Here is a 22,850-nt window from a genome sequence, read left to right as displayed (position 1 = left end):
CGTGTCCACTTCCGCGGAGCCTGCACCGGGCAGGGGCGGAAAGGGGGGAGGGCGCGTGTCCGTTCACTTGGTCGCCTGTTGCAGAAAACGGGCGTGTAGGACAGCGTTTGTTCTCGTTGGGGTGGGGCAGTGGTGGTGATCGTAATCGCTCAACCCCGGCCTTTTCCAGCCGATTTGCATTTGCCTGAAAGCAGACGCGGTCTAGAACTAGATATCGCGGCTCAGATCAGGGGATGGGATGCCTACCAATTACGAGAGGCTTCTTATCTCCCGCTTCCTGATCCCGGGTGTGGGCGGACGTTTGGCTTTGCTGATAGCCGCTATCGGTTTCGCAGGGGTGACGATTGGTGTCGCCTCACTGGTGCTAGTCGTCAGCTTTATGAACGGTGCGGAAGCCCGGCTGGCAGGTCAGATCGCCTCTGTAGATGGCCACATCTTTGTCACCGGCGGACGATTCCGGATCAAGGATCCGGACCAACTTCAACAGAAGATTGCCAAGATCGACGGCGTAGAAGCGGCTACGGCAACGCTGGACAGTACGGGATTGATATCGGTCAATGGCAGATCGTTCGCCGCTGATCTGCAAGGACTCGATCCCTCCAGCATGAGTGCGCTTCCACTGTTTCGGGGCGAGGCAGCAATGGTCATCGGTGAACCGCCGACGAAGCTAGGAACGCTTGCGCTTGGTAGTGACCTAGCTGCCCGTCTTGGTGTCGGAATTGGAGATCATGCAGCAATCACGTCGATAAGGAACGACCGTGATACTCTTACCGTATCAAACTACGACTTCACGGTATCAAGCATAATAAGTACGGATGTTTATCCGTTCGATAGCCGGCGAGCCATGATGCCCGTTGGCAACCTTCGCGTAATACTGGGCACGAAATCTTCTGCGACAAGGGTCAACGTCAGGCTTGTCGATCCGGATGCGCAGAATGCCGTAATCAAGGCAATCCACAATAGCCTCGGCGACGGCTACAGGCTCGCGACTTGGCAGAGCATGAATAACGTACTATTTTCGGCTTTGACCCAGGAACGTCTCGCTATGACCGTCATTATCTCGATGGTCACAATTATTGCCCTGTCGAATATCCTGTCTTCTATGGGTATGTTGGTTCGCTACAAGGCACGTGAAATTGCAATACTTAGGACTATGGGCATATCGCGAATCTCGATTGCCAAGGTATTTGTTGGAGTAGGTGCTGCTATCGGATTATCGGGAGAGGCGGCCGGGCTTGGGGTCGGATTGATTCTGAAGGCCAGCAAGGATCCGATTACTGAGGCACTTCGCATGTATTTTAAGCATCCATCGACTGAATTGGATGTCCTACTTACCCTGCCCTTGGCAATTTCTGGTGGGGAGATCGCCTGGATTGTGGTGCTGGTGTCGATCGGCGTGTTGCTGAGTACTCTCTACCCGGCGGTTCGGGCCGCTGGCGTCGATCCGGCTAGAGTGTTGAGGTACACATAGACTCAGAACGCTTGAACGATCACCGGCTTTCGGTTGAACTTAGAGCCAAACGCGATCAGCTTTGCTCACCCCTCCCTTTCAGGGGAGGGGCTCGACCCGCGCAGTCCTGATCGTTTTTGCCTCTAGGCTTTCGAAGCCTCGCCGATCACCCCAGCGTGATAGACATCGCGATCACCTTCTCCCCACCCTCGGCCACCTCGAACACACCCGGCTTGTCCTTGAACTCGCCCGTGAACCCTTCCGGGTCGGCGATGCCGTGCCAAGGTTCGATGCAGATGAAGGCGGCGCCGGGTTTGGTCCAGATGCCGAGTTTGTCGGTGTGGGGGAAGGCTATGTCGAGGTGGGGGCCGGAGCTTGCGCCGTAGGTGACTTGGCGGGAGTGGACGGGGGACCAGACGAGGGCGTCGTCGGTGAAGAGGGCGTCGGCGAGGTGGAGGGTGCGGCCGTCGAGCGGGCTGGCGCGCTCTTCGGCGGCGATCAGGCCGTTCGGGGTGATCGCCTTCAGCTTGCCCGGTTCGTCGGCGGCGAAGACGATGCGGTGGTCGGCGCGGTCTTGTCCGTAAGGGAGCGGCCAGGCGAAGGCGGGGTGGAAGCCGAAGCTGGCGAGCATCGGGCCTTCACCGCGGTTGATGATGCGCGCCTCGGTCACCAGCGTCGCGCCGTCGAGGCGGTGGGTGACCTCCAGCCGGAAGGCGTAAGGGTAAACCGCGCGGGTTTCCGCCGAATCCTCCAGCGCGAACACCGCCTGCGCTTCGTCGTGCGAAACGAGGGTGAAGCGGCTGTGGCGGGCGAAGCCGTGCTTGGGGATGGCGTAGCGTTGCCCGTCGATGCGGATGCCGTCCTGCGTCAGCCCGATGACGGGGAAGAGGAGGGGCGCGCGGCCGGTCCAGAAGGCGGGATCGGCATCGGTCATCAATTCGCGGCCGTCCGCGTCGGTGAGCGAGGACAGTTCGGCACCGAGCGGGTTGATCGCGGCGGCAAGCGATCCGCTTCGGATCGTGATCCAGTCCTCAGCCACGTAGCTGTGCTCCCTGCTTGGCGGCGGCGGCGACGACCTTGTCGGCGATGGCCTTCAACTCGTCTTCGGTGAAGCTCTTGTGCGCCGGCTGAAGAACGATCTCGACCGCGATCGACTTGCTGCCTTCGGGAACGCCGGTGCCGACGAACAGGTCGAAGACGCGGGCGGCGACGATCGCGCTCTTGTCCGCGCCCCTGACCGCGCGGACCAGGCTGTCCGCCGCAAGCGTATCGGGCACGAGGAAGGCGAAGTCGCGGCGGACAGCCTGCAAGGCCGGCGGCGTGTAGGCGGGGCGCATGAAGCCGCCCCCATCCTTCGGCGCCCGCTTGGGCGGCAGCGCATCGAGATAGATCTCGACCGCGGCGACGGGGCCGTCGAGGTCGAACGCCTTGCACACGGAGGGGTGGACGATGCCGAATGCGGCAAGGACCGTCTTGGGCCCCAGGCGCAGCGTGGCGGACTGGCCGGGATGCCAGGCGTTTCCTTCGGCGCCGTCCGCGACGGGCATGACTTGCAGGTTGTCGACCGGCGCACCGGCTTGCGCGAGCAGGGCCAGCGCCTCCGCCTTGGCATCGAACGCGTCGAAGGCGGCCGCCTTGCCCCCCTGCCAGCCGCGTGCACGCTTGTCGCCGGCCAGAACCACGCCCAGCGTCGGGCGCTCGGCATCGGCGAGGTAGCGGCGGCCGATCTCGAACAGGCGGATGGTGGTGGCGCCGCGCTTCAGGTTGCGCTCGGTCGCGGCGAGCAGGCCGGGGAGGAGCGAGGGGCGCATGACCTTGAGGTCTTCGCTGATCGGATTGGCGAGGCGCCAGGCGCCGCCACCGAAGGGCGCGGCCTGCGTGTCCGCGATGAAGCTCCACGTCACCGCTTCGTCCAGGCCGCGGGCGGCGGCGGCGCGGCGGACGCGGCGTTCCAGCTTCTGCTGCGCGGTCGCGGTGGGGCGGGCGACGCCGGGGGCGCGGGGGAGGGCGACGGGGGCGACCTTGTCGATGCCGTCGATACGGATCACTTCCTCGACCAGATCGGCGGGGCCGTCCACGTCGCGGCGCCAGCTGGGGGCGGTGACCTGCCAGTCGTCGGCGACGGTGAAGCCGAGCGATTCGAGGATCGCGCGCTGCCGGTCGGCGGGAACGGCGAGACCGCCCAGCGTTTCGGCGAGCGCGGGATCATAGGCGTAGCTGCGCGCGTCGCGCGGGGGCTCGCCGGCACGCGTCACGGTGCTGGCGGTGCCGCCGCACAGGTCGAGGACCATGCGGGTGGCGATGGCGAGGCCGTCATCGAGGAAGGCGGGGTCGACGCCGCGTTCGAACCGCTGGCGCGCGTCCGAGGTGAGTGCCAGCGCCTGGCCGGTGCGAGCGATATGGTCGGGATCGAAATACGCGCATTCGACGATGATGTCGGTGGTCGCGTCCGAGACGCCCGAATGCTCGCCGCCCATGATGCCGCCGATGTCGTGCACCGCGACGTCGTCGGCGATGACGGTCATCGTGCCGCTCAGCGTATAGGTCTTGCCGTTCAGCGCCTCGACGGTTTCCCCGTCGCGCGCCTTGCGGGCGACGAGGCCGCCCTGCAGTCTTGCGCGATCATAGACGTGGAGCGGGCGGCCGAGATCGACCGTGACATAGTTGGTGATGTCGACCAGTGCGGAGATCGGCTTCTGCCCGATGGCGGTCAGGCGGCGGTGCAGCCATTCGGGCGAGGCGCCGTTCATGACGCCGCTGACCCCTTGCGCATAGAAAGCGGGGCAGCCGGCGGTGTCCTGGGTGCGGACATCGGGGCCGGGGCCTTCACCCGGGACCGGCGCGACATCCAGCGGCTTGAGCGTGCCGAGGCCGGCGGCGGCAAGGTCGCGCGCAATACCGCGCACGCCCATGCAATCCTGACGATTGGGGGTGATCGACACGTCGATGACGGTGTCGGTCAGGCCGGCATAATCCGCGTACGATGTGCCGACGGGGGCGTCGGCCGGCAGCTCGATGATGCCGTCATGGCTTTCGCCGAGTTCGAGCTCGCGCAGCGAACACATCATGCCGTTCGATTCGACCCCGCGGATCGCCGCAACCTTGAGCGTTACGTCGAGGCCGGGGACATAGGCGCCGGGCGCGCCGAACACGCCGACGAGGCCCGCGCGGGCATTGGGGGCGCCGCACACGACCTGGAGCGGGCCATCGCCGGCATCGACCGACAGGACCTGCAGCTTGTCCGCCTGCGGATGGCGCTCGGCGGAGAGGACCCTGGCGACGCGGAAGGGCGCCAGCGCCTCGCCGGGATTGTGGACGCCCTCCACCTCCAGCCCGATGCGGGTCAGGCCGTCGACGATCTGGTCGAGGGTGGCGGCGGTGTCGAGATGGTCCTTGAGCCAGGACAGCGTGAACTTCATGCGCCGACCCCTCCGGACAGCGTGGGAACGTCGAGAGCGGCGAAGCCGTAATGCTTCAGCCAGCGAATATCGCCGTCGAAAAAGGCGCGCAGGTCGTCCATGCCGTATTTCAGCATGGCGAGCCGGTCGATGCCGCAGCCAAAAGCGAAGCCCTGCCACTCGTTCGGGTCGAGCCCGCAGGCGGCGATGACCTTGGGATGGACCATGCCGGAGCCCAGCACCTCCATCCAGCCTTCGGCGCCGCCGATCACGCGCTTGCCCTTCACCATCGAGAAGCCGACATCGACCTCCGCCGAGGGTTCGGTGAAGGGGAAATAGCTGGGGCGCAGGCGCAGCACGATGTCGTCACGCTCGAAGAACGCCTTGAGAAAGGTCTCCAGCGTCCATTTCAGGTGGCCGAGCGTGATGCCCTTGTCGATGACGAGCCCTTCGACCTGATGGAACATCGGGGTGTGGGTGGCGTCCGAATCGGAACGGTAGGTGCGGCCGGGCGCGATGATGCGGATCGGGGGCTTCTGCTCCAGCATCGTGCGGATCTGCACGGGGCTGGTGTGCGTGCGCAGGAGCATCCGCGTCGCGCGGCCGGCGGCGTCGGCAAAGCCGCCGCCGGCCGTGCTCGGTTCCTCGCAGTAGAATGTGTCGTGCATCGCGCGCGCAGGGTGCGATTCCGGGATGTTGAGCGCGGTGAAGTTGTGCCAGTCGTCCTCGATCTCCGGCCCGGTGGCGACCGCGAAGCCGAGATCGGCGAAGATTTCGGCCAGTTCGTCCATGACCTGGGAAACCGGGTGCACGGTGCCGGGGGCGACGGCATCGACGGGCAGCGTCATGTCGAGCGTTTCGGCCGCGAGCCTGGCGTCGAGCGCGGCCTTTTCCAGTGCCGCCTTGCGGGTGGCGATCGCCTCGGTGACGGATTCGCGCAAGGCGTGGATCGCGGGGCCCTGTTGCTGGCGCTCCTCGGGGGTCATCTTGCCGAGGGTCTTCAGCAGGCCGGTGATGCGGCCCTGCTTGCCGAGGGCGTCGACGCGTACCGTGTCGAGCGCGTCGAGCGCGGTGGCGGCTTCGATCGCGACGAGCAGGTGGGCTCGAAGCTGGTCCAGTTCATGTGTGTCGGTCACCATGCGCAGGAGCCCTAGCGGCGGAGGGGCGAAAGCGAAAGAGTGGCCTTCTTTCCCTCTCCCCGTGGGGGGGAGAGGGCGCGCAAAGAAAAGGGCGCCGGTGTTGCCACCGACGCCCTGTTTCCTGTCGCTTCGACCGGTGCCGTCAGGCAGCCTGCGGAAGCGCCGCCTTAGCCTGCGCGATGATCGCGGAGAAGGCCGCGCTCTCGTGCATGGCGATGTCGGCCAGGACCTTGCGGTCCAGGTCGATGCCCGCCAGCTTCAGGCCGTGCATGAACTGCGAATAGTTCAGGCCCTCGGCGCGGACGCCGGCGTTGATGCGCTGGATCCACAGACCACGGAAGGTCCGCTTCTTAACCTTGCGGTCGCGATACGCATACTGGCCGGCCTTCTCGACGGCCTGACGGGCGATGCGGATGGTGTTCTTGCGGCGACCATAATAGCCCTTGGCTGCACCGAGAATCCGCTTGTGCTTGGCCCGGGTGGTTACACCGCGCTTGACGCGTGCCATATCCTAAATCCTTCCCTTGTCGCTCAGTTCAGGCCGTAAGGCGCCCAGGCCTTCACGGTCTTGGTGTCGGCGTCGGAGAGGACCGAGGTGCCGCGGTTCTGGCGGATGTACTTGCCGTTGTGGCTGATGAGGCGGTGGCGCTTGCCGGCGACGCCGTGCTTCAGCTTGCCGGTGGCGGTGAGCTTGAAGCGCTTCTTGACGCCGCTCTTGGTCTTGAGCTTGGGCATTTTGGTCCTTTCGGTTTGACCCCATGCGAATAACAGCCGCGGCAGCCCATACTGGCCGGGCCATCGTTCCACGCGCAGGATCGAGGAAGCGGGGCCCTTAACGCGGGACCATGCGCTTTGCAACCGATGCGGAACCGTAACGGGCGTCGGGCGCTTGGCACTGGCATGGAAACGGCCACACCGACGGCGGGCACGCCGGAGACATCCCGGCGCAGGCGCATCCTGTTGCGCGTGGGCGCGGGCATCCTGATCGCGATCCTTGCGGTGTGGCTGGTGCTGTTCGTCACCAAGGGACGGTTCCTGAAGCGGCCGTTCGAATCGATCGTCGGCGGGCTGACCAACCGGACGGTGCGCGTCGGCGGCGACTTCCAGCTTTATTTCGCGCCCTTGCGGATCAAGCTCTATGCCGAACGGCTGTCGATCTCCAATCCGGCCTGGGCGAGCCGGCCGAACCTGTTCACCGCCGACCGGATCGACACGCGCATCGCGCCCCTGTCGCTGATCTTCGGGAAGCGCCGGCTGTACTGGCTGGACCTGCAGAACGGCGCGGTCGACCTGGAGTGGAAGCCGGACCATTCGACCAACAGCTGGACGTTCAGCGAGAAGAAGGGCGGCAAGCCGCTGGACTTCCCGCGCATCGACGTGGCGAGCGTGCGCGGCACCAGCGTGCGCTATGTCGATCCGCGCATGCGGTTGCTCGCCGACCTGGGGATCGAGGATATCCGGTCCGAGGACGCGCGGATCGGCAAGGCGGTGGGGGTAAAGGGCAAAGGGCTGATCCGCGGCACACCGTTCACCGTGACCGCGCGGCTGTTATCGCCCGACGCCACCGTCAACCGCGGCAAGAACGAGCTGGTCGCGCGGATGCGCGCGGCGGGCAATGTGGTCGATGTTGCAGGAACGCTGCCGTCGATCGCGGATATCGAGAATGTGCCGCTTCGCACGAGCGCGCGCGGGCGTGACCTGTCGACGCTCCTGGCGATCATCGACGTGGCGATCCCGCAAACGCGCGCCTACCAGTTGCGCAGCCGGCTGGTGAAGGACGGCGAGGTGTACCGCTTCACCCAGATGACGGGCAAGGCGGGCGATACCGATCTGGCGGGCACGCTGACCATCACCAATGGCGCGCGGCTGCACCTCGATTCGACGCTGGCGACCCGGACGCTGGACATCATCGATGCCGCGCCCTTCATCGGCTACAATCCCGATATCGTCGCCGACAAGGGTGCGGTCGCGGCCGCCGCGGCGACGGGCGCGGGGGGGCAGCGGCTGTTACCAGATGCGCGCTTCCCCATCGATACGATGCAGCGGTTCGACGCGGACCTGAAATGGACGATCGGGCGGGTGCGGTCGCGCAACCTGCCGATCAGCAATGTCGACCTGACGCTGGACCTGGAGCGGGGCAAGCTGGTGCTGTCGCCGCTGACCTTTGCGATGGCGCGCGGCAACGTGGCGTCGGACGTGACGTTCGACACCCGGTCGCGGCCGAGCGCGGTGCACTATGACATCCGGCTGGCGCCGACGCCGCTGGGGCGGTTGCTGGCGGGCTGGGGCGTGGCGGAGGCGGGCACGTCGGGCGTGGTGAAGGGTCGCGTCGACCTGAACGGGCGGGGCGACACGATCCACGATTCGCTGGCCAGTGCGAACGGGCGGATCGCCTTCATCCTGCCGGCGGGTACACTGTGGACGCGTAACGCCGAGCTGGCCGAGCTGGATCTGGGCACCTTTGTCCAGAAGATGTTCGAGCAGCGGCTGAAGGAGCCGGTGCGGATCAATTGCGGGCTGATCGGCTTCACCGTCCGGCGCGGGATCGCCGCGGCCGACCCGGTGCTGATCGACACCAGCAAGAACGTGATCGTGGCGCGCGGCGGCTTCAGCTTCCGCAACGAGGCGATTGACCTGGCGTTTCGTGCGGACAGCAAGCGGGTCAGCCTGTTCTCCGGCCAGTCGCCGGTCGGGCTGACCGGCAGCTTCGCGGCGCCCGGGATCAATCCGATCAGCGGCGACCTGCTGGCGCGCGCGGGCGCGGGACTGGGGCTGGCGGTGGTGGCGACGCCGCTGGCGGGCGTGCTGGCCTTTGTCGATGTGGGCGATGCCAAGGCGGCGGCATGCGGCCCGGTGCTGGCGGGCGCGCGGGCCAGTGCCCAGAAGACCAAGGATGGCGAGCAGCGCGAGGATGTCGGCAAGGGCACGACCGCCAAGAGCAAGGACGGCAAGCAGAGCGAGCCGGAACGCAAGGCGCAGCGCAAGAAATTCCTGGGTATTTTCTAGGGCGGGGGCGCCTTAATGCTCGTGAACGCCGTGCAGCGCTTCCAGCACGTCGTCGGTGCGGGCGGGGTCGCCGATCGCGAGGACGTGGCCGGGGCTGGCGGCGGTGAGGGGGTCGCCGTTCCAGTCGCACATGCGGCCGCCGGCACCCTCCACGATCGGCACGAGTGCGGCGAAATCATAGAGTTGCAGGCCCGACTCGGCGACGATGTCGAGGTGGCCCGAGGCGAGCAGGCCGTAATTATAGCAGTCGCCGCCATAGACCGGGCCCTGGCGGGGGTTGCCACCGCTGATCGCGGCGACGAGCGCCATATAGTGCGGCACGTCGCCCTCCGCGAAGAGGTGCGGGCTGGTGGTGGCGATGATCGCGCCGTCCAGTTGCGGGCAGGCGCGGGTGCGGGCGGGCTGGCCGTTGAAGGTGGTCGGGCGGCCGGCGACGCCCAGCCAGCGCTCGCCTGCGATCGGCTGGTCGATGATGCCGAGGATCGGCCAGCCATCCTCGACCAAGGCGATCAGCGTGCCGAAGATCGGGCGGCCGACGGTGAAGCTGCGCGTGCCGTCGATCGGGTCCAGCACCCATTGCCGCCCGGTGACGCCCTCCTTGGTGCCATATTCCTCGCCGACCACGCCGTCGCCCGAGCGTTCGGCATCGAGCAGGCGGCGCATCGCGGCTTCCGCCTCGCGGTCGGCGCGGGTGACGGGGGAGCGGTCATCCTTGATTTCCAATCCGATATCGGCGCGGCGGAACCAGGGGCGAATCGCGGCACCGGCGGCGTCGGCGAGGCGCATCGCGAGCGCGATATCGGAAGAATGTACAGCCATGTCCGCGACCTAGGAGAATGGTCGGAAAACGGCAATGGACGGGTGCGTGGTTAACGCCTAGCGACAGGGCAACGACCCTGGAGACCTGCCCCATGCGCCTGCCCTTGATCGCCGCCATGATGGCCGCCGGCATCCTTGCCGCACCGGCCGGTGCCAGCCTGAAGACCGGTGCCAAGGCGCCTGATTTCACCACCCATGGCGCGGTGGCGGGCAAGCCGTTCCAGGTGCATCTGGCGCAGCAGCTGAAGAAGGGGCCGGTGGTGCTGTATTTCTTCCCGGCCGCCTTCACCAGCGGCTGCAATGCGGAAGCGCGCGCCTTTGCCGACAAGATCGGGGAATTCCGTGCCGCGGGTGCACAGGTGATCGGCATGTCGGCGGACCCGGTGGAACGGCTGGTGCCCTTCTCGGCCTCCGAATGCGCGGGCAAGTTCCCGGTGGCGAGCGCCGGGCCGGCGGTGGTCAAGGGCTATGACGTGGCGCTGGGCCGCGAAGTGCAGGGTCGCAGCGTGACGACGCGCACCAGCTACGTCATCGGCCGCGACGGCCGAATCGCCTTTGTCCATGACGACATGAACCCGGCCGAGCATGTCGCCACGACGCTGGCGGCGGTGCGCGCGCTGCCACGCTGATCCGGCACGCACCGCGACCGATCCGGAATGACTATGTTGGTCACCCATTCTCAACCGTTCCGCCCTAAACCGTACCGACCTGCGGGAGGGTTGAATGTTTCGTGCCAAGCGGTCTGACATGATCGAAAAGGAAGACCTGTTCGATCGGATCGGCCAGTTCCTGGCGGATCACCGGTTGAGTCCGGACCCGGCGCATTACAGTTTCGTCCATGCCCTGATGACGGACCCCGACGGGCCGACCGCGCGTGCGGTGGCGTCGTTGACCGACGGAGGCGTGCGGCTGGCGCATGACGACGTGATCCGGCTGGGCGGCGTGGTGGTGAACGGCCCGCCCGTGCAGAGCGCACCGGCCCCGGTGCGGACGTTCGAACCCTCGCCCGAGGCGCGGTCGGATGCATTGGTGGCGGCGACGCAGAGCCAGGTGGAGGGGTTTGCGGAAACGGTGCGGGTGATGCACGCGGTGACGCAGGGCTTCGGGCGTGATCTGGAGGAGAGTGCGGCGGCGATTACGCGCCAGCCGACGGTTGCCGGGCTGGACCAGATCGCGTCGCTGACCGGCGGGATGATCGCACGGATTCGCGATACCGAGGTGCGGCTGGCCCAGGCGACGGCGGAGGCCGATGCGCTGCGCGCCAAGCTGGCCGAGGCGCGCGAGACGGCGCGGCGCGATCCGCTGACCGGCCTGGCGAATCGGCTGGCGTTCGAGGAAGCGTTCGCCGCGTGCCGCGAGGTGGAGGAACCCTGTTGCATCGCGGTGTGCGACGTCGACCGGTTCAAGCTGATCAACGATCGCCATGGCCATCATGTCGGCGACCGGGTGTTGAGCGTGATCGGGCAGATGCTGGCCAAGGCGTGCACGGGGCATCTGGTCAGCCGCCACGGCGGCGAGGAGTTCGCGATCCTGCTCGGCGGCGTATCGCTGACCGACGCGGCGGCCCTGCTCGACTCAGCACGCGCCGACGTGGCGGCGCGGCGCTTTCGGGTGCGGGACACGGAGGAAGGCATTGGACAGGTCACCTTCTCCGCCGGGGTTACCGCGATTCGCGCAGACGACAGCCACGAGGGGGCTTTCGTGCGCGCCGACCAGCTTCTCTACACCGCCAAAAGCCAGGGTCGCGATCAGGTCTGCGCGGCCTGACGCGCACGCCTGATTTTTCCGCTGATCCTTGGCGGGAAATGCCGATGGCCATTGGCGGATTATGCCAATAGCGACAGGCAGGTTTCGGGAAATCGGCTGAAATCCGTGGATTTCGGTACTTGGCACGGGTTCTGCAAAGCCTTGGGTATCGATCGTCGGATGGTCCTTCGATCGGCAAACCCAAGGACAAGACCAATGTTTCAGCTCTCCACGCTTCGCCACCAGATCGCCTCGGTCGCCGGTGCGCTCGTGTTCGCCGCCATCGCGATCAGCGCCGCCGTTCCCGTCGTTCCGATCGCCTGATCCGGCCGGCCAAAGGAACCATCGTGATGACCATCACCCGCAGCTTGCTGATCGGCTTTGCCGCGTTCAGCACCACCGTCCTCCTGATCGCCGGACAGACCCAGCTGATGATCGGCTGAGGCCTGTCCGCCGGACGGGACGATCAGCCCGGCGCCACCGCGCCAACCGGACCCACCGGCGCTTCCTCCTGGCGCGAATAGGTGCCGACGAGGACCCCGGCCGCCAGCACATGGCCGACCATCGCATCCAGTATCGCACCGCGCCCGGGCGTATCGCCGGGATCCGCCACATCGTCGCCAAGCGCGAACAGTTGGAAGACATAGCGGTGCTCGCCATGCCCCGACGGCGGATCGGGCGGCAGCCAGCCCTCCCGCAGATAGGAATTGCGCCCGACATCGCCGCCATCGGTCGTGCCCGCGGCATCGGCGACGATCGCGCCCTCCTCCAGATGACCGGCACCGGGCGGCAGCGCCCAAACGATGGCATGGACCAGCGGCTGCGGCGTCGGCGCGTCCGCATCCTCGACGATCAGGGCCAGTTGGGCGGTGCCCGCCGGCGGATCGCCCCAGACGAGCGGCGGCGACACGCCTTCGCCATCCGCGGTGAAGCGTGGCGGCAGGCGGCCCCCATCGGCAAAGGCGGGGCTGGTGAGCGACAGCGTGTCGAAACCGCGACCCAGGTCGGGCCGGGCGATCATCAATCCGTCGGCTCCGGCGCGGACGGTGCCGAGAGCCTTGCCGAGCCAGGCGGGAAGATGTTCGAGCATGGCCTTGTCTCCTGTTAGCGGGTCACGTCGGCGCGCCAGATGCTGACGAGGTCGATCGCGCCGCGACATTCCGTCATCGATTTTGCCTCGACCAGACGGAAGCGCGTGCCGTCCCAGGCGAAGCGCTGCAGGCTGCCGCAGTCGCCGAGGCCGCGACCCTTGGCCCAACTGGTCAGCCGTCCAGTGTCGGCCGACCAGTCGGCGTTGACCAGCGTGGCGGGGGTGCCGGCGGGCTTGGGCTCACCGAAATCCATGGCGATGTCGAACGGCGCCGGAGCCAGCTTGCCGTCTCGGAGCAGCAGCGGCTTGGTCATGAAGTTGTAGGCGCCCGAGCCGCAGGACAGCAGGACGAGCGTCGTGCGCGCGTCGAGGCGGTAGCCGTCCTGGCTGACCGGACCGAAGTCGTCCGCGGGGCATTCCAGTTGGCGGCGCGTGTTGGCGATGGCGGCGGCGGTGGGCGTTTCGGCGGGGGCGCCGGCGAGGTTCGCGGCGCGGACGACGGGCGGGGCGGGGGCGGCGGGCACGGTGTCGGCCGAGCGATCGCCTTTGGCGACAAGCGCGGTGACGGTGCCGACGCGGCCCTGTCGATCGTCGGCATAGCGCATCGCGGCGGACAGGCCGGACAGCGACAGGGCCACCGGCTCCCCGACGCGGATGCTGGCGACGCGGCCGGCGATCATCGCATCGACCAGACGACGTGCGGTGTCCCCGGTCAGGAGCAGGCGCGCCTTGCCATCGGGTCGGCCCTGCGCCACCACCTTGCCATCGACCTGGACCGCGGCGGTATCCACCTGGCCATCGGCCTTGCGCAGCAGCACGGTGACGGCGCCGTCGGGGCCGCCCTCGCGCCGCACGATCAGCCCGGTGCCGAGCACGCCGTTCTTGCCCGCGGCGAGCGATGCCGCCTCGCACAGGCCGCCATTGTCGCAGGCGATCGCCCAGTCCCGGAAGACGCGGATATCGGCCAGCTTCGGGGTGACGCCGGAGTCGGCGGCCGGGGCGGTGGCGGCGGCAGGCGTCGGGGCGGTGGCCGGCGTCGCGGTGGGATCGGGCGAAGGTTCGGCGGGCGGCGCCTGGTTGCAGGCGGCGAGCACGAGCGCGAAGGCCAGGGCGGGCGGGACCGGGTGCATGGTCCTTCAACCCGCCGCTGGCCGCTGCGTTCCGAACCCGGTAGGGCGGGCGCAACGACGACCAAGGAGAGTGTGGACATGCAGGCAGTGGGCGTGATCGGGGCAGGACAGATGGGCGCAGGAATCGCCCAGGTGTCCGCGGGCGCGGGCTTTCGCGTGCTGCTGGCCGATACCGATCTGGCACGGGCGGAAAAGGGCAAGGCGGGCATCGCCAAGCAGCTCGACCGGCAGATCGCCAAGGAGAAGATGACGCGCGCCGATGCCGATGCGCTGCTCGGCCGGATCGAGCCGGTAGGCGACGTGTCCGGAATGGGCGACTGCGATCTGGTGATCGAGGCGGCGACCGAGCGCGAGGCGATCAAGCGCGCGATCTTCGAGGATGTCGGCCGCGTGCTGCGCGCCGATGCGGTGCTGGCGTCGAACACCTCGTCCATTCCGATCACGCGGCTGGCACAGGCATCGCCCGACCCGGCGCGCTTCGTCGGCGTGCATTTCTTCAACCCCGTGCCGGTGATGGGCCTGATCGAGCTGATCCGCGGGCTGGCCACGTCGGACGAGACGGTGGCGACGGTGGAGGCCTATGCACAGACGCTGGGCAAGCGGGTGGTGCGTGCGAACGACGCGCCGGGCTTCATCGTCAACCGCGTGCTGATGCCGATGCTGAACGAGGCGTGCTTCGCGCTGGGTGAAGGCGTGGCGACGATCCCGGATATCGACGCGGCGTGCCAGTTGGGGCTGAACCACCCGATGGGGCCGCTGACGCTGGCCGATTTCATCGGGCTGGATACCTGTCTGGAGATCACCCGCGTGCTGTTCGAAGGGACGGGCGACCCCAAGTTCCGCCCGGCGCCGCTGCTGGTGAAATATGTCGAGGCGGGCTGGTATGGCCGCAAGACGGGGCGCGGCTTCTACGACTATTCGGGTGACGAGCCGGTGCCGACGCGGTGAGCGGATTCGCGGTGAAGCCGGGCGACGCGCTGGTGGTGATCGACCCGCAGGTCGATTTCTGCCCGGGCGGCGCGCTGGCGGTGGCGGACGGCGATGCGGTGATGGCGCCGATCGCCGCGCTGTCGGCCGCGTTCGCCACCGTGGTGGTGACGCAGGACTGGCATCCGGCGGGGCACTCCTCCTTTGCGAGCAGCCATGCGGGGGCGGCGCCCTTTTCCACCATGACGATGGCTTATGGCGAGCAGGTGTTGTGGCCGGATCACTGCATTCAAAGGTCGGCCGGTGCCGGGTTCCACCCCGCGGTGATCCCGGCAGTCGACCGGGCGCGGCTGATCCTGCGCAAAGGCATCAACCCGGCGGTCGACAGCTATTCGGCGTTTTTCGAGAACGACAAGGTGACGCGCACCGGGCTGGCGGGGGCGCTGCGCGATCTGGGTGTGCGGCGCTGCGTGTTCGTCGGGCTGGCGTACGACTTCTGCGTGGCGTGGTCGGCACTGGACGCGGTGCGCGAGGGGTTCGGCGCGGTGGTGCTGAAGGACCATGCGCGGGCGATCGGCATGCCGGTTTCCGGTGGTCGCACGACGGTGGACGTGGCGGAAGCGGGGTTCGCGGCGGCGGGGGTGGTGTTGGGGTGAAGAGGCCGCCCTCACCCTTCCGGCGCTGACGCGCCTCCCTCCCTCTCCCGGTGGGAGAGGGATCAGGCACTGAACCGGCGCGCCGGCCTTATACGATCAGCAATCCGGCGAGGGCCGCGGACATCAGGTTCGCTAGGCTGCCGGCGACAAGCGCGCGGATGCCGAGGCGGGCGATGGTCGGGCGCTGGTTGGGGGCGAGGCTGCCCGTTACCGCCATCTGGATCGCGATGGAGGAGAAGTTGGCGAAGCCGCACAGCGCGAAGGTGACGACCGCGACGGTGCGCGGCGAAAGCTGCGCGGCCTGCTTGCCGAGATCGATATAGGCGACGAACTCGTTCAGCACGATCTTCTCGCCGAACAGGCCGCCGGCGATCGCCGCCTCGTTCCACGGCACGTTGAGCAGGAACATGATCGGCTGGAACACATAGCCGAGCAGCGCCTGGAAGCTGAGCCCCGGCAGGCCGAACCAGCCGCCGATGCCGCCGAGCAGACCATTGGCCAGCGCGACCAGCGCGACAAAGGCGAGCACCATCGCGCCGACCGCGACCGCCAGCTTCACGCCGGTCTGTGCGCCCTGCGCTGCGGCCATGATGATGTTGGCGGGGCGTTCCTCGTCATGCGTCGCCTCGGCCAGAGCGATCTGCTCGTCCTCCAGATTGTCGCCGAGCGGCAACTGTCCGGCGGGCGGCTCCATCCGGTCGGGCATGATGATCTTGGCCATCAGGATGCCGCCGGGCGCCGCCATGAACGAGGCGGCAAGCAGATATTCGATCGAGATACCCATCGAGGCATAGGCGGCCAGGATGGTGCCGGCGACGCCCGCCATGCCGCTGGTCATCACCGTGAAAAGCTGCGCCGGGGTCAGGCCGGCGAGATAGGGGCGGATGACGAGCGGCGATTCGGACTGGCCGACGAAGACGTTGGCCGCCGCGCACAGCGACTCGACCTTGGAGACGCCGATCACGCGCTCGATCGCGCCACCCAGCCAGCGCACGACGAACTGCATAATGCCGAGATAATAGAGGATCGAGACGAGGGCTGCGAAGAAGATGATCACCGGCAATGCCTGGATCGCGAAATTGCGGCCGAGCGGATCGGTGGCGAGCGCGCCGAACAGGAAGTTGGTGCCGGCATTCGCATAGCCGAGCAGGTCCGCGACGCCGCCCGACAGGAATTGCAGGATGCGCTTGCCCCACGGCACATAGAGGACGAGGACGGCGATGCCGGCCTGGAGCGCGAAGGCGGCCCCCACGACGCGCGGGCGGATCGCCCGGCGATCGGCGGACAGCGCGACGGCGATCGCCAGAATAACGACAATACCGGCCAAGCCGATGGCGATACGATTCATGCTGTTCCCGGCGTGACTTAGGATCAAGGCGACGCGGCCCCCCGGCTGCGCGGCACCATAGCATAGGGGCACCGGCGCAAGGCGGCTAGAGGCTGATTGTCCGACAGGCGGGACGGGACGCCATCGCGAATTGACCTTCGCGCGCGACGCGTTAGCAGGGGACATGGACCGACCCACCGCGCTGTCGCGCTCGCTGTTCGCGCTTTCGATCTTTTACGGCGGCATGGTCTGCATTGCCGGCGTGCTGGGCAACAAGCAGGTGTCGCTGGGGCCGCTGGCGGTGGAGGCGGGCATCTTCGCCTTCCTGCTGCTGGTCGTCACCTCCAGCGCGGTGGCCGAGCTGCATGGCCGCGCGACCGCGAACCGGCTGGTGCAGGTGGGCTTCGTGCCGCTTCTCGTCTCGCTGTTCCTGTCCTGGGTGGTGTGGATCCTGCCGCCCTCGCCCGAGATGGTGCCGGCCAATCGCGACGCGATCCAGCTGATCCTGGGGACGACGTGGCGCATCTGGCTGGGCGGGATCGTCGCCTATGGCATTTCGCAGACGCTGAACGTGACGATCTTTGCCGCGCTGAAAGGTGCGGAGGGCAGCAAGCTGTTGTGGTTGCGCGCCGCGGTCGCCAGCATGCTGAGCCAGGTGGTCGACACGCTGCTGTTCGTCACCATCGCATTCTACGGCGAATTTCCGATCGGGCCGCTGATCGTGGGGCAGATGATCGCCAAGGTCGCGCTGTCCGCGCTGATCGTGCCGCCGCTGATCTATGTGTTCGTCGGACTGGGCCGGCGGCTGGATCGCGCCTGAGCCTTTCGCTAAGGGGCGCGGCATGACCGATCATACGCCCGACGCCGCCCTGCTCGCCAAGGCCGAGACGCTGACCGAGGCGCTGCCCTATCTGCAGCGCTATGCGGGCAAGACGTTCGTGGTGAAATATGGCGGCCATGCGATGGGCGACCCCGAGCGCCAGCGCGACTTCGCCGAAGACGTCGTGTTGTTGAAGGCGGTGGGGATCAATCCAGTCGTCGTGCATGGCGGCGGACCACAGATCGGCGCGATGCTGAAGCGGCTGGGCGTCGAGTCGCAGTTCGTCAACGGCCTGCGCGTGACCGACAAGGAAACCGCGCACATCGCCGAGATGGTGCTGGCCGGATCGATCAACAAGGAAATCGTCAGCTGGATCGCCGCGGCCGGCGGCCGTGCGGTCGGCATCTCGGGCAAGGACGCCAGCCTGGTCACCGCGGAAAAGGTGCGGGGGCGCGAGGCCGATCCGCAACAGGGGATCGAGCGGCATGTCGACCTCGGTTTCGTCGGCGAGCCGGTATCGGTCGACCCGCGACTGATCCACAGCCTGTCGGCGGACGGCATCATCCCCGTCATCGCGCCGATCGCGATCGGTACCGATGGCCATACCTACAATATCAATGCCGACACCATGGCGGGTGCGATCGCCGCACGGCTGGGCGCATCGCGCTTCTTCCTGCTGACCGACGTGGCGGGCGTGCTGGACAAGCAGGGCGAGCTGATGACCGACCTGAACCCGCAAGCGATCGCCGCGCTGCGCGCCGACGGCACGATTTCCGGGGGCATGATCCCCAAACTGGAGACCTGCGTATCGGCAGTCGAGGCGGGCGTGGATGCCGCGGTGATCCTGGACGGACGCGTGCCGCACGGGATGCTGCTGGAGATCTTTACCCGGCGCGGCGCGGGAACGCTGGTCCGGCGCTGAGAGTCCGTTTAGAAATGCGCTGTGGGCGCCCGAAATTGGCTCTTTCGCCAATTTCCAAAAAGCCTTTGAGGCGCCGGCACCACGGCCCGAAATATACCGCAGGCGTTGCCGGGCCAGCGCATGGGGCCTAGATAAACGGGCATCATCCAAACGGAGCGCGTGCGTTGATCTACATCCTCCAGATTCTCCAGATTCTGCTCAACGTCGCGTGGTGGATCATCATCGTGCAGGCGATCCTGTCGTGGCTGATCGCGTTCAACGTCATCAACACGTCGAACGACATGGTGCGGACGATCTGGTACGCGCTCCAGCGGATGACCGATCCGCTGTACCGGCCGGTACGGCGCATCCTGCCCGATTTCGGGGCGCTGGACCTGTCGCCCATGGTCGTGCTGCTGGCGATCATCATCCTGGACCGGCTGGTGGGCACGGCGATCATGCAGCAAAGCTACGGCGTCGTGGTCGGCTGATCCGCGGCCGTGCCGGCATGGACCCCGCGGGAGGGCGGGTTGCAGATCGCCGTCCGGGTGACGCCGCGCGCCGGGCGCGACATGCTTGCAGCGGGGACGACCGACCATCTGGCCGCACGGCTGGCGGCGGCACCGGTCGATGGTGCGGCCAATGCGGCATTGATCGCGCTGGTAGCCAAGGCCTTCGGCCTGCGGCGAGGGGCGGTGCGGCTGGTCGCGGGTGAGACGGCGCGGTTGAAGCGCCTGCATCTGGATGGGGACGCGGAGACGCTGGCGCGCACCGCCGCCGCGCTTTATGGCACTGGGGCATGAGCGCTACGATCATCGACGGCAAAGCCTATGCCGCGGGCCTGCGAGCCCGCATCGCCACCCAGGTCGAACCCTTCAAGGCGGCGGCCGGCCGCGCCCCCGGACTGGCGGTGGTGCTGGTCGGTGAGGATGCGGCCTCCAGCGTCTATGTGCGGTCCAAGGGCCGCGCGACGCGCGAGGCGGGGATGGAAAGCTTCGAGCATCGCCTGTCCGCCGATATCGACCAGGCGACGCTGATGGCCCTGGTCGCCGCGCTGAACGCCGATCCGGCGGTGGACGGCATCCTGGTGCAACTGCCGCTGCCTGCGCATCTCGATGCACAGGCGGTGATCCAGGCGATCGATCCGGACAAGGACGTCGACGGTTTCCACCCGGTCAATGCCGGGCGGCTGGCGACGGGCCTGCCGGGCTTCGTGCCGTGCACGCCGCTGGGCTGCCTGATGCTGCTGCGCGATGTGCATGGCACACTGGCCGGGCTCGATGCGGTGGTGGTCGGCCGGTCCAACATCGTCGGCAAGCCGATGGCGCAACTGTTGCTGCAGGAAAGCTGCACCGTGACGATCGCGCACAGCCGCACCCGCGACCTGCCCGCCAAGGTGCGCGCGGCCGATATCGTCGTGGCGGCGGTGGGCATCCCCAAGCTGATCGAGGGCGGCTGGATCAAGCCGGGTGCAACGGTGATCGACGTCGGCATCAACCGTACCGAGACCGGGCTGGTCGGCGACGTGGATTTCGAGGGTGCGCGGGCGGTTGCCGGTGCGATCACGCCGGTGCCGGGCGGCGTCGGCCCGATGACCATCGCGGTGCTGCTGCGCAACACGCTGGTGTCCGCCGGGCGTCGGATGGGCGTGTCGATCGACGAAACCCTGCTGTGAACGGGCTGGTCGAACTCTATTTCTCGTCGCTCGTCACCTTTTTCGTGGTGATCGACCCGCCAGGCTGTGCGCCGATCTATGCCGGGCTGTCGGCCGGCGCGACGGCGACGCATCGCCGCGCGATGGCGGTGCGCGCGGTGGCGGTGGCGGCGGCGATCCTGTTCGTCTTTGCGCTGTTCGGCGAGGCGCTGCTCCACGGTCTGGGCATCGGCCTGCCCTCGTTCCGCATCGCGGGCGGGATCATGCTGTTCCTGATCGCGCTGGAGATGGTGTTCGAGAAGCGGACGCAGCGGCGGGAGGACCGGGCGGCCAAGGTGGCGGACGATCCGGAGGTCGAGGACGTGTCGATCTTCCCCATGGCGATGCCGATGATCGCGGGGCCGGGATCGATCGCGTCGGTGATGCTACTGATGAGCCGGAACAGCGGGATCGAGCGGTCGCTGGTGGTGCTGGGGGCGATGGTGTCGATCCTGGTGCTGACGCTGATCGCGCTGCTGATGGCCGGGCCGCTGATGCGGCTGATGGGCGCCAAGATCGAGGCGGTGATCACCCGGCTGCTCGGTGTGCTGCTCGCCGCGCTGGCGGTGCAGTTCGTAATCGACGGGGTGACGGCCAGCCTGCGCTGAACGGGCGATCCCGCGCGCGCGAATCTTTATATAGGGGCGACGCGCAAAACCCCGGTGGCTGCACGCCACCGGGGTTCCCTTGCGACCCGTGCTGGAACAGCGTCGGTCGGCCCCGGCACCCGAGTGGGGGCGCGGCGCCGGGGCTTCGGGCGGATTACTGCCCGAGCAGCTTGAGCACGCCTTGCGTGGACTGGTTCGCCTGGCTGAGCATCGCGGTCGATGCCTGGCTGAGGATCTGCGCCTTGGCGAGCGCGGTCGTTTCCTCCGAGAAATCGGTGTCCTCGATCCGGCTGCGCGCGTCCGACAGGTTGGTGACGTTGGCGGTCAGGTTGTTGACCGCCGACTGGATACGGTTCTGCGTCGCGCCGAGACCGGCGCGGACATTGGCGACCGAGCCGATCGCCTTGTCGAAATTCTCCAGCGTTGCGGTCGCCTTGATCGCTGCGGGAACCGTGTCCGTACCCAAGGTGACGACTGCGGTCAGATTGGCGTCGGCGGTCAGATTGCCGAACGTCATCACGACCGCATCATTGGTGTTCGCGCCCGCCTGGATGGATACCTTGCCATCCGCCGCTGCGCCGGCGGTGCCATCGAGCAGCTTCTGTCCATTGAATTGCGTGTTGCGCAGAATGTTGGTGATCTGCGCGGCCAGTGCATCCTGCTCGGCGGTGATGTTGGCCTTGTCATCGGTGGAATAGGTGCCGTTGGCCTTTTGCACCGCCAGTTCGCGCATGCGCTGGAGCATGTTGCTGACCTCGTCGAGCGCGCCTTCGGCGGTCTGCGCCATCGAGATGCCGTCATTGGCGTTGCGAATGCCCTGGTTCATGCCCTTGATCTGCGCGCTCATCGACGCGGCGATTGCGAGACCGGCGGCATCGTCCTTGGCCGAGTTGATGCGCTTGCCGGTGGACAGGCGTTGCATCGAGGTGCTGAGCGAGTTGGTGGCGTTGGTGGACGCCGCCTGCGCGCGAAGTGCGCTGATGTTGCTTGCAATAACCGTCATGGTCATTCTCCGTCTCGAAAGCTCTCCGCGCCCCCACGGCGAAGGTCGAGCTGTCACGACGGAAAAACGGCCGGTGAGCCGCCACCTTTAGGAAAAAAGATTCCCAGCCCCAAAATCCCGGCCTTCGCAAGTGGAAGGCCGGGTTATCGAAGCCTGTCGCCCCGGTCGAACCGGGGCGGGTGATCGGGCCGGTTAGCCGAGCAGCTTCAGCACGCCCTGCTGCGACTGGTTCGCCTGGCTGAGCATTGCGGTCGATGCCTGGCTGAGGATCTGTGCCTTGGCGAGTGCGGTCGTTTCTTCCGAGAAGTCGGTGTCCTCGATGCGGCTGCGGGCTTCGGACAGGTTGGTCAGGTTCGAGGTGGCGTTGTTCACCGCCGACTGGAGGCGGTTCTGCGTGGCGCCGAGACCGGCGCGAACATTGGCGACGTCCTTGATTGCCGCGTCATAGCCGGCAAGGGTATCGGCCTTGAGAGCAGTGGCCGTGCCTGTTGGAGCGAAATCGATAACGGCGCTCAAAGCCGAGCCGGTTGCCGTGGCACCCGTTCCGGCGGCGGCAGCCGTCAGGTCGCGCATCTTGATGCTGACCGTATCGTTGCTCGTTGCGCCGGTCTGGATGCTCTTGTCGAGACCAGTAAACAGCGCGGTGCCGTTGAACTGCGTGTTCTGGACGACCGAGCTGATCTGTTCGGCGAGAGCGGTCTGCTCCGCGGTGATGTTTGCCTTGTCATCGTCCGAATAGGTCCCGTTCTGCGACTGAACCTTCAGTTCGCGCATACGCTGGAGCATGTTGCTCACCTCATCGAGCGCGCCTTCGGCGGTCTGCGCCATCGAGATGCCGTCGTTCGCGTTGCGGATGCCCTGCGCCATGCCCTTGATCGACGCGGTCATCGAGGCCGAGATGGCGAGGCCGGCGGCATCGTCCTTGGCCGAGTTGATGCGCTTGCCGGTGGACAGGCGCTGCATCGAGCTGCCGAGCGCGTTCTGTGCGGAGGTCGAAGCGGCGGTGGCGCGCAGCGCGCTGATGTTGCTGGCAATAACGGTCATGTCGAAAACTCCATCTCTTGCTCGGCGAACCTTTCCGATCCCCATCGGATCACCGAGCCGCCAAGTGGAGAAACGGCAAGGCGGCGGCAGGTT

The 22,850-nt window shown here is 67.2% G+C and carries 23 protein-coding genes; 12 read left to right on the top strand and 11 right to left on the bottom strand.

Annotated features, from left to right (window positions below):
• The first annotated feature begins 238 nt into the window (after nucleotides 1-238).
• Nucleotides 239-1,471, top strand: a complete 1,233-nt coding sequence (locus tag GQR91_RS04700) for an ABC transporter permease (protein ID WP_149681344.1) — start codon at nucleotides 239-241, stop codon at nucleotides 1,469-1,471.
• Nucleotides 1,472-1,616: 145 nt separating this feature from the next.
• Here GQR91_RS04700 and GQR91_RS04695 read toward each other — a convergent pair whose 3' ends face one another.
• The 5 genes from GQR91_RS04695 to rpmI all read right to left on the bottom strand — a co-directional run bounded on the left by GQR91_RS04695 (nucleotide 1,617) and on the right by rpmI (nucleotide 6,722).
• Nucleotides 1,617-2,489, bottom strand: coding sequence for an aldose 1-epimerase family protein (locus GQR91_RS04695; RefSeq protein ID WP_149681343.1), 873 nt, complete (start codon nucleotides 2,487-2,489; stop codon nucleotides 1,617-1,619).
• On the bottom strand, nucleotides 2,482-4,869 hold the full coding sequence (gene pheT, locus GQR91_RS04690; RefSeq protein ID WP_149681342.1) for a phenylalanine--tRNA ligase subunit beta: 2,388 nt from the start codon (nucleotides 4,867-4,869) through the stop codon (nucleotides 2,482-2,484). Before pheT ends, GQR91_RS04695 begins: the two co-directional genes overlap by 8 nt.
• The gene (gene pheS / locus GQR91_RS04685) at nucleotides 4,866-5,987 is read right to left on the bottom strand and encodes a phenylalanine--tRNA ligase subunit alpha (RefSeq protein ID WP_149681341.1); all 1,122 of its coding nucleotides are present in this window, start codon (nucleotides 5,985-5,987) and stop codon (nucleotides 4,866-4,868) included. The genes pheT and pheS overlap by 4 nt, the downstream gene beginning before the upstream one ends.
• Nucleotides 5,988-6,129: 142 nt before the next feature.
• Complete coding sequence (gene rplT / locus GQR91_RS04680; RefSeq protein ID WP_112381698.1) at nucleotides 6,130-6,495, bottom strand: 50S ribosomal protein L20; 366 nt, start codon at nucleotides 6,493-6,495, stop codon at nucleotides 6,130-6,132.
• 23 nt (nucleotides 6,496-6,518) lie between these two features.
• Nucleotides 6,519-6,722, bottom strand: coding sequence for a 50S ribosomal protein L35 (rpmI, locus tag GQR91_RS04675; protein ID WP_007406658.1), 204 nt, complete (start codon nucleotides 6,720-6,722; stop codon nucleotides 6,519-6,521).
• 165 nt (nucleotides 6,723-6,887) lie between these two features.
• Here rpmI and GQR91_RS04670 point away from each other — a divergent pair, with 165 nt between their 5' ends.
• Complete coding sequence (locus tag GQR91_RS04670; protein WP_149681340.1) at nucleotides 6,888-8,993, top strand: AsmA family protein; 2,106 nt, start codon at nucleotides 6,888-6,890, stop codon at nucleotides 8,991-8,993.
• A gap of 12 nt (nucleotides 8,994-9,005) precedes the next feature.
• Here GQR91_RS04670 and GQR91_RS04665 read toward each other — a convergent pair whose 3' ends face one another.
• Nucleotides 9,006-9,812, bottom strand: a complete 807-nt coding sequence (locus GQR91_RS04665; RefSeq protein ID WP_112381696.1) for an inositol monophosphatase family protein — start codon at nucleotides 9,810-9,812, stop codon at nucleotides 9,006-9,008.
• Nucleotides 9,813-9,904: 92 nt separating this feature from the next.
• Here GQR91_RS04665 and GQR91_RS04660 point away from each other — a divergent pair, with 92 nt between their 5' ends.
• Both GQR91_RS04660 and GQR91_RS04655 read left to right on the top strand, forming a co-directional pair.
• Nucleotides 9,905-10,441 (top strand): peroxiredoxin, encoded by a 537-nt coding sequence (locus GQR91_RS04660; protein ID WP_149681339.1) that lies wholly within the window; start codon nucleotides 9,905-9,907, stop codon nucleotides 10,439-10,441.
• A 118-nt stretch (nucleotides 10,442-10,559) separates the two neighbouring features.
• A complete protein-coding gene (locus GQR91_RS04655; protein WP_249042514.1) occupies nucleotides 10,560-11,579 on the top strand; it encodes a GGDEF domain-containing protein in 1,020 nt (339 codons plus the stop codon).
• Between the two features lie 445 nt (nucleotides 11,580-12,024).
• On the opposite strand, the gene GQR91_RS04650 is transcribed toward GQR91_RS04655, so the two are convergent.
• Nucleotides 12,025-12,648 (bottom strand): YbhB/YbcL family Raf kinase inhibitor-like protein, encoded by a 624-nt coding sequence (locus GQR91_RS04650; RefSeq protein WP_149681337.1) that lies wholly within the window; start codon nucleotides 12,646-12,648, stop codon nucleotides 12,025-12,027.
• 14 nt (nucleotides 12,649-12,662) lie between these two features.
• Nucleotides 12,663-13,778 (bottom strand): DUF1176 domain-containing protein, encoded by a 1,116-nt coding sequence (locus GQR91_RS04645; RefSeq protein ID WP_149681336.1) that lies wholly within the window; start codon nucleotides 13,776-13,778, stop codon nucleotides 12,663-12,665.
• A 78-nt stretch (nucleotides 13,779-13,856) separates the two neighbouring features.
• Between GQR91_RS04645 and GQR91_RS04640 the strand changes: the two genes are divergently transcribed.
• Both GQR91_RS04640 and GQR91_RS04635 read left to right on the top strand, forming a co-directional pair.
• Complete coding sequence (locus tag GQR91_RS04640) at nucleotides 13,857-14,726, top strand: 3-hydroxybutyryl-CoA dehydrogenase (RefSeq protein ID WP_149681335.1); 870 nt, start codon at nucleotides 13,857-13,859, stop codon at nucleotides 14,724-14,726.
• Nucleotides 14,723-15,361, top strand: a complete 639-nt coding sequence (locus GQR91_RS04635; RefSeq protein ID WP_162853743.1) for a nicotinamidase — start codon at nucleotides 14,723-14,725, stop codon at nucleotides 15,359-15,361. Before GQR91_RS04640 ends, GQR91_RS04635 begins: the two co-directional genes overlap by 4 nt.
• 88 nt (nucleotides 15,362-15,449) lie before the next feature.
• Here GQR91_RS04635 and GQR91_RS04630 read toward each other — a convergent pair whose 3' ends face one another.
• Nucleotides 15,450-16,709, bottom strand: coding sequence for a NupC/NupG family nucleoside CNT transporter (locus GQR91_RS04630; RefSeq protein ID WP_112381689.1), 1,260 nt, complete (start codon nucleotides 16,707-16,709; stop codon nucleotides 15,450-15,452).
• A 163-nt stretch (nucleotides 16,710-16,872) separates the two neighbouring features.
• Here GQR91_RS04630 and GQR91_RS04625 point away from each other — a divergent pair, with 163 nt between their 5' ends.
• The 6 genes from GQR91_RS04625 (at nucleotide 16,873) to GQR91_RS04600 (ending at nucleotide 20,710) form a co-directional block, all read left to right on the top strand.
• Nucleotides 16,873-17,508, top strand: coding sequence for a queuosine precursor transporter (locus GQR91_RS04625; protein ID WP_149681334.1), 636 nt, complete (start codon nucleotides 16,873-16,875; stop codon nucleotides 17,506-17,508).
• Nucleotides 17,509-17,530: 22 nt separating this feature from the next.
• Nucleotides 17,531-18,430 (top strand): acetylglutamate kinase, encoded by a 900-nt coding sequence (gene argB / locus GQR91_RS04620; protein ID WP_112381687.1) that lies wholly within the window; start codon nucleotides 17,531-17,533, stop codon nucleotides 18,428-18,430.
• Nucleotides 18,431-18,594: 164 nt separating this feature from the next.
• Nucleotides 18,595-18,900, top strand: coding sequence for a YggT family protein (locus GQR91_RS04615; protein WP_149681333.1), 306 nt, complete (start codon nucleotides 18,595-18,597; stop codon nucleotides 18,898-18,900).
• A 39-nt stretch (nucleotides 18,901-18,939) separates the two neighbouring features.
• On the top strand, nucleotides 18,940-19,212 hold the full coding sequence (locus GQR91_RS04610; RefSeq protein ID WP_211368565.1) for a DUF167 domain-containing protein: 273 nt from the start codon (nucleotides 18,940-18,942) through the stop codon (nucleotides 19,210-19,212).
• Nucleotides 19,209-20,084, top strand: coding sequence for a bifunctional methylenetetrahydrofolate dehydrogenase/methenyltetrahydrofolate cyclohydrolase FolD (folD, locus tag GQR91_RS04605; RefSeq protein ID WP_149681331.1), 876 nt, complete (start codon nucleotides 19,209-19,211; stop codon nucleotides 20,082-20,084). Before GQR91_RS04610 ends, folD begins: the two co-directional genes overlap by 4 nt.
• Before the next feature lie 5 nt (nucleotides 20,085-20,089).
• Nucleotides 20,090-20,710 carry a MarC family protein gene (locus tag GQR91_RS04600; protein WP_149681496.1) on the top strand — a complete coding sequence of 207 codons (621 nt, stop codon included), beginning with the start codon at nucleotides 20,090-20,092 and terminating at the stop codon, nucleotides 20,708-20,710.
• 154 nt (nucleotides 20,711-20,864) lie between these two features.
• Here the strand turns inward: GQR91_RS04600 and GQR91_RS04595 are convergent, their stop codons facing one another.
• Nucleotides 20,865-21,713: a flagellin N-terminal helical domain-containing protein gene (locus GQR91_RS04595; RefSeq protein ID WP_149681330.1), complete on the bottom strand. Its 849-nt coding sequence runs from the start codon at nucleotides 21,711-21,713 to the stop codon at nucleotides 20,865-20,867.
• 192 nt (nucleotides 21,714-21,905) lie between these two features.
• The gene (locus GQR91_RS04590; RefSeq protein WP_149681329.1) at nucleotides 21,906-22,757 is read right to left on the bottom strand and encodes a flagellin N-terminal helical domain-containing protein; all 852 of its coding nucleotides are present in this window, start codon (nucleotides 22,755-22,757) and stop codon (nucleotides 21,906-21,908) included.
• Nucleotides 22,758-22,850: the final 93 nt, after the last annotated feature.

Origin of the sequence: Sphingomonas carotinifaciens (assembly GCF_009789535.1) — a bacterium.
GTDB classification, from domain to species: domain Bacteria; phylum Pseudomonadota; class Alphaproteobacteria; order Sphingomonadales; family Sphingomonadaceae; genus Sphingomonas; species Sphingomonas carotinifaciens.
This window is presented reverse-complemented; position numbering and strand designations above follow the sequence as displayed.